General features: G+C 71.7%; 9 protein-coding genes. 3 read left to right on the top strand and 6 right to left on the bottom strand.

Features of this window, described 5'->3' with window-relative positions; all coding sequences use genetic code 11:
* Positions 1-18 precede the first annotated feature (18 nt).
* Positions 19-2631, bottom strand: coding sequence for a M14 family zinc carboxypeptidase (locus AB0I94_RS02715; RefSeq protein ID WP_363307541.1), 2613 nt, complete (start codon positions 2629-2631; stop codon positions 19-21).
* Positions 2632-2755: 124 nt separating this feature from the next.
* Here AB0I94_RS02715 and AB0I94_RS02710 point away from each other — a divergent pair, with 124 nt between their 5' ends.
* Positions 2756-3589 carry an EI24 domain-containing protein gene (locus tag AB0I94_RS02710; RefSeq protein ID WP_363307540.1) on the top strand — a complete coding sequence of 278 codons (834 nt, stop codon included), beginning with the start codon at positions 2756-2758 and terminating at the stop codon, positions 3587-3589.
* On the opposite strand, the gene AB0I94_RS02705 is transcribed toward AB0I94_RS02710, so the two are convergent.
* From AB0I94_RS02705 to AB0I94_RS02695, 3 genes are all read right to left on the bottom strand, one after another.
* Positions 3570-4841, bottom strand: a complete 1272-nt coding sequence (locus tag AB0I94_RS02705; RefSeq protein ID WP_363307539.1) for a pyroglutamyl peptidase — start codon at positions 4839-4841, stop codon at positions 3570-3572. The two genes, AB0I94_RS02710 and AB0I94_RS02705, sit on opposite strands and share 20 nt — an antisense overlap.
* A 65-nt stretch (positions 4842-4906) precedes the next feature.
* On the bottom strand, positions 4907-5809 hold the full coding sequence (locus AB0I94_RS02700) for an aminoglycoside phosphotransferase family protein (protein ID WP_363307538.1): 903 nt from the start codon (positions 5807-5809) through the stop codon (positions 4907-4909).
* A 172-nt stretch (positions 5810-5981) separates the two neighbouring features.
* Complete coding sequence (locus AB0I94_RS02695) at positions 5982-6542, bottom strand: TetR/AcrR family transcriptional regulator (RefSeq protein WP_363307537.1); 561 nt, start codon at positions 6540-6542, stop codon at positions 5982-5984.
* A gap of 171 nt (positions 6543-6713) precedes the next feature.
* Here AB0I94_RS02695 and AB0I94_RS02690 point away from each other — a divergent pair, with 171 nt between their 5' ends.
* Entirely contained in the window at positions 6714-9170 is a 2457-nt protein-coding gene (locus AB0I94_RS02690) for a glycoside hydrolase family 3 C-terminal domain-containing protein (RefSeq protein ID WP_363307536.1), read from the top strand.
* A gap of 15 nt (positions 9171-9185) precedes the next feature.
* On the opposite strand, the gene AB0I94_RS02685 is transcribed toward AB0I94_RS02690, so the two are convergent.
* Together AB0I94_RS02685 and AB0I94_RS02680 are read right to left on the bottom strand one after the other, a co-directional pair.
* Entirely contained in the window at positions 9186-10172 is a 987-nt protein-coding gene (locus tag AB0I94_RS02685; RefSeq protein ID WP_363307535.1) for an aldose epimerase family protein, read from the bottom strand.
* A 30-nt stretch (positions 10173-10202) separates the two neighbouring features.
* Complete coding sequence (locus AB0I94_RS02680) at positions 10203-11120, bottom strand: SGNH/GDSL hydrolase family protein (protein WP_363307534.1); 918 nt, start codon at positions 11118-11120, stop codon at positions 10203-10205.
* 341 nt (positions 11121-11461) lie between these two features.
* Here AB0I94_RS02680 and AB0I94_RS02675 point away from each other — a divergent pair, with 341 nt between their 5' ends.
* Positions 11462-11956, top strand: a complete 495-nt coding sequence (locus tag AB0I94_RS02675; RefSeq protein ID WP_361827740.1) for a DUF3145 domain-containing protein — start codon at positions 11462-11464, stop codon at positions 11954-11956.
* The last annotated feature ends 69 nt before the right edge of the window (positions 11957-12025 follow it).

The raw sequence follows: 12025 nt of genomic DNA, 5'->3' as shown, positions 1-12025 counted from the left end.
AACGAACCCGCCCGGACCTCAGCTCACACTCAGCAACGCCCGCCCCACCTGCGGAAACATCCCCTTCGGGTGGTCCCGGAACAGCGGCTCGGTGCCGAACAGGACCACACGGGAGCCGGCAGCGGCCCCGCTCACGACGGAAGGCTGCCCCGCGGCGTCAGAGGGCCCGCCGACACCGCCCTCCGCGGGACGCCAGTGCCCGGAGACCAGCGGGTTCCCGGCCCCGTAGGACTGCTCCACCCGCACCCCGCTCCCGAGCCCCTTGAACCACATGGGTGCGTACACGAACGAATGCGACGGCGCACCTCCCGTGACGGGCCCACCGGAGTTCACGACGCGGACCACACCATTGGCATCCCCGTTCCCGGAGACCGCCCGCACGGAAAGCAGCTTCGCGTCGGAGTTCAACGCGGCCCCCTCGGCGCCACGCCCGACAAGGCCGCCTCCCCGGGCGAGGAACGCGTCGAGCCCGGCCTTCGCACCGGCGTTCAACTCCCCGTACGCGAGCCCGGCCGACACGAACAGCGCGTCCGCACCTGACTTCTTCCAGTCGAAACCGGAGTTGAGGACCTTCGTCGAGACCGGCACCACGTCGAAGTTCATCTCCCGCAGCGCGAACAGCTCCCCGGGAGTGACGGCCGCAGCGATCCGCGTGGCACGGACGACGGCGCCACCCTTCGCCTTGGTCGCGTCGAAGGCGACGTCGTACTTCTTCGCCGCCGCGACGGCCGCGCCCCGCGCCGACGACGGCAGAATCACGCTGCCGTCGTCAGCCCGCCGCACGGAAGTACCGCGCCCGAGCAGCCAGTTGAGCGCGGCGACCTCCCGCGCGTCGTCGAGCCGCAGCCGAAGATCCCCGCGCGAGGCGACATGCCCGACCCGCGACGCGGAGTCCACGACGCGCGTCCGCACACCGGACAGCGAGCCGCCCTTCACCGAATCCACCGTCGCGCCCCACAGCCGCCCGAGGCTCCACCCCGAGATGTCGTACATGGTGGACACCTTGTCGCTGATGTCCCGCCCGTCGGCGAGCATCACGTTGGCGAGCCCGCGCTTGGGCTGCCGCATGTCGATGACGTACGAACCCTCGGCGTACGAGGTGCCGCCAAGCCTGAAGTCGCGGGTGGCCCGGCGGACTTCGACGTCGTTGTCCAGCAGATGCTCCACCAGCCGCGAGGCGGCAGCGGCCGAGCGCTGACCGCGCTCACCCTTCCCCTCGCCCCGCGGAATCACGTACGCACGCGGGAAGTCCGTCGTGTAGACGTCCTCCGGGCCGATCCCCGGGACGCCGGGCACGGTCTCAGGCGAGACCGGCACCTGCGCCGCGCCCGCCGCGCCCCGCCGGAACGTCTCGATCTGGTCGGCGATCACCGAAGTGCGGTGCTCTTGCGTGTACGTGAGCGTCGCCGACATCGCCGCGCCCGCGATGTCCACGTTGATCGCGGAACGCCGCCGCAGCTCCGGCACCGAGAGCTCGTCGTACTCGTCGTTGTTGACCGCCATCGGGAACTCGATGGTGTGCGCGGCGACCGTGCCGTGGAACGGCATGTACTGCGGGGTGAAGATCGGCGGCCAGTCGTCCCAGCCCTCCTCCTGGTCACGGAAGGGGATGATCGCCGGTTCGACACCGTCCTTCGCGGGGGTGTAGCCGAGGCCGTTGACCGCCGCTTCCATGCCGAGGGCGTTGGCGTAGGTGTTCTTGAGGAAGAGGTCGTACTCGTAGTTCTCGCCGTGCGGGGGAGTCGTCGGCTCGATCAGCGTGCCGTTGACGTAGCCGTGCAGGTCGATCATGACCGCGGGCTGCTTGTCGATGGCGATCTGCCGCATCGCGCGCGCCTCGGGCTGTGAGGCGGTGATGAAGTCGCGGTTGAGGTCGAAGCCGTTGGCGTTGGCGCGCGTGCCCGCGATGCGGCCGTCGGGGTTGGCCGTGACGTTGAAGTACAGCCGGTTGTGCGCGAGCAGGTCTGCCGTCTTGGTGTCCTTGGCCTTCGCCAGCTTCTCGATGAGCTTCAGGGCGGCGTCGGTGCCCTCCCACTCGTTGCCGTGAATGTTGTTGTTGATGAAGACCGGCGTCTTGTACGAGGACTTGACCGTCGGGTCCTTGGCGGCGGCGCCCGGCGCGTTCTCGATGAGCTCACGCATCCGCTCCTGGCGGGCGGTCTCCTTGGCGGACTCGGGGGCGGTGACGGTCACCAGGTAGAGCTGGTGGCCGCCCGCCGAACGGCCGGCGATCTCCACGCTGACCCGGTCGCCGATGGACTGGACGTCATTCAGCTTCGGGGCGATGGAGTGATACGGGGCCAGACCCAGCTTTATCGACTTGTCGTCAGGATTGACGGGAGGCGCGGTGAGCTTCTGCTCACGGGGATAGCCGCGGTCCTTGCCGCGGCCGTGGCCGGACGACCCGAGTGCTGGGCTGTCCGCGGCTCCCAACGCCCGGTCGGCGGCGCTCTGAGGCGTCCTCGCGGCCCGCTCCGTGCTGCTGAGGGGTGAGCCCTCGCGGAGGATGTCGCCGCCGCCCGGACGAGGGTCGGCGGTCGCGCTGCCGGGGGCGAGAGGGGTGAACACGAGAGCGCCCGCCGAGGCGAGGGTGGTGAGCAGAACGGGTCTGGATGGCCGGGATATGCCCATACGTTCCTCCGGGAAAGAAGTCAGTACGCGTGGTCTACCGTTTCAACCCCCGCACAACAAGAGGGCCTTCGACCCCGCGGTCCCATGGACCGCGGGGCTCCGACCGGCGGATAGGCTGTCCCGCATGCGTGATCTGGGACGAGGCTTCGGCTATCTGATGAAGGGCCAGCGCTGGGTCGCCCAGCACGGCAAGCAGTACGGATTCGGCCTGCTGCCCGGCCTGATCACCCTGCTTCTCTACGCCGCCGCGCTCGTCGCGCTCGCCCTGTGGGGCACGGACTTCGTCGGCTGGGCGACGCCCTTCGCCGACGACTGGTCCGCGCCGTGGCTCGGCCTGTTCCGGGGCTTCCTCACGGCGCTCCTCTTCGCGCTGGCGCTCCTCCTGTCGGTCGTCACCTTCACGGCGGTGACGCTCCTGGTGGGCCAGCCCTTCTACGAGTCGCTGTCGGAGAAGGTCGACATCTCCGTCTCCGGCTACGCACCCGAGTCGGGCCTGCCGCTCTGGCGCGAGCTGTGGATCTCCGCCCGCGACAGCCTCCGCATCGTCATGCGGGCCCTGGTCTGGGGCGTCCTGCTCTTCGCCCTCGGCTTCATCCCGGTCGTCGGCCAGACCGTCGTCCCGGTGGTCGGCTTCTGCGTGACGGGCTTCTTCCTGGTCGAGGAGCTGACGGCGGTGGCGATGCAGCGCCGGGGCGTCGAGGCCCGCGAACGGCTCGCGCTGCTGCGTGGCCGCAGGCAGTTGGCGTGGGGTTTCGGCACCCCGCTCGCCGTGGCCTTCCTGGTCCCGTTCGTCGCGGTGTTCCTGATGCCGGGTGCGGTCGCGGGCGCGACGCTCATGGCGCGGGAGCTGCTGGGCGAGGACGGGCCCGACGACGCGCGGGGACCGGCCGGTTCGGCCGACTCGGCAGGTTCGGCCGGTCCCGGCGGGCGGACGTCCGCTACGGGCGGGCGTTCATAGCCGCCGACAGGATCTTCCGTACCTGCGCGATGATGTCGAGGCGGTTGCGCACGAACTCGGGATCGGTGATCTCGCCCGCCGGGTCCGTGTTGTCCGCCCCGAACCGCAGGATCGGCGTGTGCACATGGCCGCCGGGCAGACGGTCGTGCAGTCCGAGGCGGTCGCGCAGCAGCGTCGCCCGGTAGGCGATCTCGTTCGACAGGTAGTTGCCGCCGCCTCCCTCGCGGGCCGTCGAACCGGCGGTGGGCCCGTCCGGGCGGACCACGGGAGCGCTCTGGCCCGCCGGGATCTCGGTCACCGACGTGTTGTCGTACACGGGGAAACGGCCCGTCTCGGCGCTCACGATCTCCTTGTACGGGAGCGTCGTGGACGTCCACTGGGGCTGCGACGCCGGATCGGTGACCGGGACGGTCTCCGTGCGCGAGAGGTTCTCGTTGTCGGGGAACCCGCCCCGCCAGGCGCCGTTGGTCCGCTCGATGTCGAAGCGTCCCGCCCGGCCCTGGCTGACGGTGGTGAAGAGGTCGACGCGGGGGAGATGCGCACGCAGGGTGCGCTCGACCGTCCCCTGTGCGAAGTCGTCCCAGCGGACGGGGAAGACGGCGGTCTCCACCCGGGCGGGCCCGTCGGCGGTCTCGATGACGGTGCCGTCGAGCGCCAGCGCGGTCGCGCCGGACGGATTGCTGATGCGGGTGTCCCGGTCGAGCGTGAAGGGGTCGAAGCCGGTGACGAGGATGCGCTTGAGGTGGTGGCCCGCGCGGTCCTTGTGCGGATAGCGGATGGAGTCGTGGCCGCGCGAGGAATCCTCCAACTCCCGTATGAGACGCGCGCGCCGGGTCTCGCTCACGCCGAAGCGGGTCGGCTCCCACTGCCTGAGCTCCCGTGTCATCCCGAGCCGGGCCCAGTACAGCGGCCGGTCGTCGTCCCGGCTCAGGTCCCCGCTCTTCCCCGCCGCGGGGCCCCGCCCCTGCGCCCGGTCGACGGCACGCCGCCACAGCGCGTCTCCTTGCCGTTCGACGATGCGCTTGGCCTCGCCGTACGAGCGGGCGCGGTCCAGGGCGCGCGCGAACTCCGGTGCCACGGAGTCGAAGCCGCTGCGGCGCAGTATCTCCTGCGGCGCGGCCCGGTCGAGGCGCTGCTCCTCGGCGGTGGCGGCCGGTGCGGTGGCCGCCGACGCGGGCACCGCGGCGAGGGAGAGCAGGAGGGTGACGCCGAGCGCGGCGAGCCGCGGGGAGACGGGGGGCGTGAGTGACACGGGAGTCCTTCCGTGGCCGGTGAGGTGGTCGCAGTATCCCGGCAGGAAGGCGGCGCCGAAAGGGCCTAGTGATCCATGGCGGCGTGATCCGCGAGGACCTCGTCGATCACGTGGCGCGCGATCCTCGCGATGGTGGCGTTCCGCGTCCGGTAGTACGGCAGCTCGATGAGCGCGATCGACAGGGCCCAGCCACGGCCGCGGGCCCACGTCGCGTCATCGACGTCCACGGCGGCACGGAAGCCCTCCCGCGCGTCGGCCGTCAGCAGACTCCACGCGGTGATCAGGTCGACGGCGGGTTCGCCGAGTCCCATGCACCCGAAGTCGATGACTCCGCTGAGGCGACCGCCGGCGGTCAGCAGATTCCCCGGCTGCAGGTCGGCGTGGACCCAGACCGGTGGCCCGTCCCACCGGGGCGCGCGCAGGGCGGCGTCCCAGGCGGCGGTCGCGGCGTCGGTGTCGATGACGCCGTGCAGCAGGGCGATGGCCTCGCGGGTCGCGGCGTCACGGCGCGCGAGGGGCCCGCCGCGGTAGGCGGCAGGCGCGTCGGCGGGGTCGACGCGCCGCAGGGCGGTGACGAACTCGGCCAGGTCCGCCGCGAACAGACCGGGTTCGGCGAGGCCGCCGACCACCGGGTTCTCGCCGTCCAGCCAGCGGTACACGTACCAGGGCCAGGGGAAGCCCTCGGCGGGCTCGCCCTTTCCCAGCGGCGCGGGGATGGCGACGGGCAGCGACGGCGCGAGCCGCGGCAGGAGAAGCACCTCGCGCTCCACGTCACCGACGCCTCCCTCGACACGGGGCAGCCGGACGGCCATGTCGTCGCCGAGCCGGTAGATGGCGTTGACGGTGCCGTTCGAGTCGACGGGCTCGACGGCGAGGTGCGCCCAGTCGGGAAACCGCGCGGCGAGCAGCCGACGTACGAGGTCCGTGTCGATGTCGGCTTCGTGGGCGTGCATCTTGGCGGGCGGCATGCGGGCCTTCCGGAGTTTCGGGGAGATAGGGCCGAACGCTGATCGAAGCTGGCCGTGGACGACGGGTCAACTGGATTGGGCCTCAAGTGGGCGTCACCCGGGCGGACACAGCGTCTGAGGGAACGGCTCCACCGCGGGCGGGCCACCCGGCCCCGCGCGGTCACCTGCCTGATCACTCGCCGTCGGCGCCGAGCAGCCCGAGAAAGTTCCTGAACGCCTCCGCCATGTCCACCGACTCGGGGTCCAGGAGCCACTGGTACTGGAGCCCGTCCATCACCGCGACGAGGAGCGGCGCCGCCGCCTCCGGGGTGAGACCGCCGGGGAGCCGCTCCCCGTACTGCGCGCGCAGGACCGCCGCGAACTTCTCCCGCACGGAGCCGTACCGCTCGGTGAAGTACTCCCGTGCCGGATGCCCGTCCGTGACGCTCTCGCCGAGCAGTGCGGAGAAGGTCTGGATGATGCCGGGACGCATCGCGTTGTACTCGACGAGTGAGCCGAGCAGGTCGAGGCGGATCTCGTGCGCCGGCACCGCGTCCCACTGGTCGCGTGCCTCCAGGACGGCGACGAGCAGGGCGTCCTTCGTGGGGAAGTAGTGCAGCAGGCCCTGCTGGGTGAGCCCGACCCGCTCGGCGACGGCACCCAGGCTCGCGCCCCGGTAACCCCGCTCGGCGATCACCTCGAGGGTGGCCCGGAGGATCTCCGCACGCCGCTCCTCGCTTCTGGCCCTGGCCATCGTGTCCGCCCCTTCACGTTCTCGGTCTGCTCGCGGGACCGACCGTACGTCACGCCCGGTCTCATATAACGTCAAGATTACGAAACCTACCGCCCTACAGGTAGGCGGGGCAGGATGGAGGGAACGTACGGAACGGAAGCACGGACCGGACTTCAACGAGGAGGTACCGCCATGGCGGAAACCCAGGGACCCGGAGCCACACAGGCCGCCGACCAGGCACGCGAGGCGGTCGTGGAGGCCGCGCTCGGCGCGCTGGATCTGGACGCCAAGGCCCGCCTGCTCGGCGGGCGTGACATGTGGTCGCTGCACGCGCTGCCCAAGATCGGCCTGAGTCCCCTCGTGATGTCGGACGGCCCGATCGGCGTGCGCGGCACCCGCTGGACCGCCGACGACCCGTCCATCGCCCTGCCCTCCCCGACCGCGCTCGCCGCCACCTGGGACCAGGACCTCGCCCGCCGCGCGGGCGCCCTCCTCGCCCAGGAGGCCCGGCGCAAGGGCGTCCACGTCCTCCTCGCACCCACCGTCAATCTGCACCGCTCGCCGCTGGGCGGCAGGCACTTCGAGGCGTACAGCGAAGACCCGTATCTGACCGGTGTCATCGGCAGCGGCTACGTCCAGGGCGTGCAGTCGGGCGGCGTCGGCACGACCGTCAAGCACTTCGTCGCGAACGACGCCGAGACCGACCGCTTCACCGTCGACAACAAGGTGGGCGCGCGAGCCCTGCGCGAGCTGTACCTCGCGCCCTTCGAGGCGATCGTCACCAACGCCCACCCCTGGGGCATCATGACCGCGTACAACCAGGTCAACGGCTCGACGATGACCGAGCACCGCTACCTGGTCAACGAGGTCCTGCGCGGCGAGTGGGGCTTCGACGGCTACAACGTCTCCGACTGGATGGCCGCCCGCTCGACCACCGGCGCCATCGAGGGCGGCCTCGACGTCGCCATGCCGGGGCCGCGGACCGTGTACGGCGACGCGCTCGCCGAAGCGGTGCGCGGCGGCCGGGTCAAGGAGTCGACGGTCGACGAGGCCGTCCGCAACGTCCTGCGTCTCGCCGCCCGCGTCGGCATCCTCGAAGGCGCCGAGCCCGTCGTCACCGATCTGCCCGCCGAGATCGACGGCGAGGCGCTCGCCCGCGAGATCGCCCGCCGCGCCTTCGTCCTCGTGCGCAACGAGAACGACACGCTGCCGCTTCGGCCCACCGCCTCCGTCGCCCTCATCGGCGCCGCCGCGCGCGACGCCCGCATCCTGGGCGGCGGCTCCGCCACCGTCTTCCCCCCGCACGTGATCTCCCCGCTCGACGGTCTGACGGCGGCGCTCGGCGAAGACACCTTGACGTACGCCGTCGGCGCCGACCCGAGCGACGAACTCGCCCCCGCCGAACAGGGGTTCGCGCTGCGCGCCGTCTGCCGCGACGCGGACGGCCACGTCCTGGGCGAGAGCGGCCTCCCCTCCGGCCATCTCCAGTGGATCGGCGACGACCTGCCCGACGGCGTCACCCACGAGACGATGGCCTCCGTCGAGATCGTCGGCACGTTCACGCCCCGCGAGAGCGGCGAGCACTCCTTCGGCACACGCGGACTCGGTGCCTTCACACTCCGTGTCGGCGGCGAGGTCGTCTTCGACGGGACCGAGGTGATGGACGCCGCGTCCGACCCCTTCGAGGCGTTCTTCGGCTCACCGGTCGAGCGGGCCAAGGTGAACCTGACGGCGGGCGAGAGCGTCGAGGTCTCCCTGCTCCACCCGCTCGACAAGGAGTACGAGGCCCCGCTGCCCGGCGTGGTGTTCTCCTTCGTGCACCTCGGCCCGCGGCGCGATCCCGACGAGCTGATCGCGCAGGCCGTCGAGGCGGCGCGCGGCGCCGACACCGCGGTCGTGGTCGTCGCCACCACCGAGCGCGTCGAGTCCGAGGGCTTCGACCGGCAGGACCTGCGGCTCCCGGGCCGCCAGGACGACCTGGTGCGAGCGGTGGCCGCGGCCAACCCCCGTACCGTCGTGGTCGTCAACTCCGGCGCACCGGTGGAGCTTCCGTGGCGCGAGGACGTCGCGGCGGTGCTGATCGGCTGGTTCCCCGGGCAGGAGGGCGGCGCCGCGCTCGCCGATGTACTCCTCGGCGCCGAGGAGCCGGGCGGAAGGCTGCCCACGACGTGGGGACGCCTCGCGGACGCCCCGGTCACCCAGGTCACTCCAGCGGACGGCGAACTCGCCTACGACGAGGGCGTGTTCATCGGGTATCGCGCCTGGGAGAAGTCGGGAGCAACCCCCGCCTACGCCTTCGGTCACGGCCTCGGCTACACCGACTGGACGTACGAGTCCCTCACCGTGGAGGGCACGACCGTCACGATCCGCGTCCGTAACTCCGGGCCGCGCGCGGGCCGCGAGGTCGTCCAGGTGTACCTCGCCCCGGCCACGGCCGACGTCAACCGACCGGCCCGCTGGCTCGCGGGCTTCGCGGGAGTCGAGGCCGCGCCCGGCGAGAGCGTGGAGGTGCGGATCGAACTCCCGCGCCGCGCCTTCGAGATCTGGGACCGGTCCACCAACTCCTGGTCGCGCCAGGCCGGTTCCTACGAGGTCCAGGCAGGCCGCTCCGTCGCCGACCGCAGGCTGAGCGAGACGATCGCCGTCTGACGAGGGCGGACCGCGCTAGCGAACCGAGAAGCCGTACACCGTCTCCGACCGGTACACCCCACCCGGCCGCAGCACCGTGCCCGGAAACTCCGGCCGGTTGGGGGAGTCGGGGAAGTGCTGCGTCTCCAGAGCGATCCCGTCCCCCGGGCCGAACGGCAGCGGCTCCTCGAAGTGGTCCGCCGTGTACAGCTGAAGGCCCGGCTCCGTCGTCGCCACGGTCAGCACGCGGCCGGACCCTGGATCGCTCAGCTCGGCCACCTCGACCGGCCGCGCGGTGAGCCCCTTGTCGAGCACGTAGTTGTCGTCGATCCCGGCCCCGGCCTTCCGCGCCTCCCGGAAGTCGAAGCGCGTCCCCGCGACCTCCTCGTACGCACCCGTGGGGATCTGCGTCCCGTCGGTCGGTGTGCGGCGCGCCGCCGCGATGCGCAGCTCGTGCCCGCCCGCGCCACCGCTTCCGGCCCCCGCGAGATTCCAGTACGTGTGGTTGGTGAGGTTCACGACTGTCGGGGCCTCGGTCGTCGCCTCGTACGCGATCCGCAGCGCGCCCGACTCGTCCAGGCAGTACGTCGCCGACACCGTGAGCCGCCCGGGATAGCCCTCCTCGCCGTCCGGGCTCACCCGCGAGAGCCGCACCCCGTGCTCGACCTGCGCCGCCTCCCACACCCGCTTGTCGAAACCGGCCGTGCCACCGTGCAGCGCGTTGGGCTCGTCGTTCCTCGCCAAGCGGTACGTCCGCCCGTCGAGCGTGAACTCACCGCCCGCGATCCGGTTCGCGTACCGGCCCACCAGCGCCCCCAAGTACGGCCCCGGATGGTCGAGGTAGCCCTGGAGGCCGTCGAAGCCGAGGGCCACCGGCGCGCGCCGCCCCGACCGGTCGGGAACTTCCGCCGACTGGATGATCCCGCCGTACGTCAGCACGCGTACCCGCACCCCGCCCCTTTCCAGGGTCCAGCGATGGACGGGCGTGCCGTCGGGGAGGGTCCCGAAGAGTTCACTGCGCATGATCGCGACCCTACGCCGGGCCGCCGGACCTCAGGCCCCGGGACCCCCGGGATTCTTGGCCTTCACCTGACGGTAGGCCAGCTCGGCGAGGCGCGACTGGCCGTCCTTGCTGGGGTGGAACCAGTCCCAGCGGCTCAGCTGGTCGCCGTCGAAGCGGTAGTCGAAGACCGCCCCGCCGTCGTACCGGCAGCGCAGGTCCTTCAGGCACACGTCCTTCAGCACCTCGTTGTACGCGATCACGCGGTTCTGCACGGTGGCCCGCCGCTCCGTCGCTGCCGCGTCCCGCGCGTCCGGGTCCGCCAGCATCGAGGAGCAGATGCCCAGCTTCCAGATCTGCTTGCCCAGCGCGTTGGTGCGCCCCTGGGACCAGAGCCGCTTCAGGTCCGGTACGGAGGTGACGTACACCTGGGTCTTGGGGAGCTCGCGCCGCAGTGTGCGCATCGCCTTCTCGAAGTCCGCGCGGAACTCGGAGACCGGCGTCATGGAATCCGCGGTCGGCCGGCACGCGTCGTTCGCGCCCGCCATCACCGTGATCAGCTCGGGCCGTTCGGCCGCGGCCTGCTCGACCTGTGCGGGGAGGTCCGCCATCCGGGCGCCGGTCTTCGCGTAGTTCCAGCTGTGCCCGGCGGCGCGCTCCTTGCCCAGCAGCCGGGTGGCGAGGCTGCGCACCTCGGAGTCCGTGCCGGTCGCCCAGGACGCCTCGGGGCAGTCGGCGAGCACCGAGCAGGCGTCGAAACCGCGGGTGATGGAGTCGCCGACGGCCGCCAGGGAGTCCGGGCTCGTGTCCCAGGTCGGGGTGGGCTTGGGGGATGGCTTCCGTGCGGATGGCCCCTGGGGCGCGGGAGTGTCGCCGCCGGAGGCGTCACACGCCGTGAGCGCGCCGGCGCCAAGAAGAACCGCCGTCGCCGTGACGACGGCGGCACGCGAGCGGTGCCTTCGGTTCCGCATCCCGGGTCCCCCTCTGTTGCCGTAGGCCGGTCCATTGCCGTAGGCCGACCGCGCCGCTTCGGCGCCCCTGCGAGTGCTGTACCTGCCTGAGGGACGCCCCGAACCCCCGGCCGGGTGAAGCATGAGCGATTCCTGGCCTTGGGACCGACCGTACGTCACACTCCTTGTTCCGCCGCACGGTAGCCTCGCCACCCAGTGGCACCCTGCTCTTCCGGTTCCGCTAAATTACATCACGTCACATCTGTCCCGTTTTTGGGAGTTTCCCGAATTCAGGGCGAGAACGCTCGCACGGGCGCGAGGCCGCTGGGGAAGGCGAACCTCGACCCACACTGGAGGTCCCGGTGACGACACGTGGAGTTCTTTACGTGCACTCCGCACCGCGCGCGCTGTGTCCGCACGTCGAATGGGCAGTCGCGGGCGTACTCGGCGCGCGCGTCAACCTCGACTGGATCAGGCAGCCCGCGGCGCCCGGCAGCTGGAGATCCGAGTTCTCCTGGCGTGGCTCGGTGGGCACCGCGTCCAAACTGGCCTCCGCCCTGCGCGGCTGGCAGCTGCTGCGCTTCGAGGTCACCTCCGAGCCGTGCCCCACGGCCGAGGGCGAGCGGTACAGCGCCACGCCCGAACTCGGGATCTTCCACGCGGTCACCGGCATCCACGGCGACATCCTGATCCCGGAGGACCGCCTGCGCGCCGCACTGGCCCGGTCCCAGCGCGGCGAGAGCGACCTGGAGGCCGAGCTCGCCAAGCTGCTCGGCAAGCCCTGGGACGACGAACTGGAGCCTTTCCGGTACGCCGGCGAGGGCGCCCCGGTGCGGTGGCTGCACCAGGTCGTCTGACGGAGCTCCTTCTCGTACGACGAAGGGCCCCCACCGAGCGGTGGGGGCCCTTCGTCGCTTACGGGTGAC

It is taken from the genome of Streptomyces sp. NPDC050147 (genome assembly GCF_040660195.1).
Lineage (GTDB): Bacteria > Actinomycetota > Actinomycetes > Streptomycetales > Streptomycetaceae > Streptomyces.
This window is presented reverse-complemented; position numbering and strand designations above follow the sequence as displayed.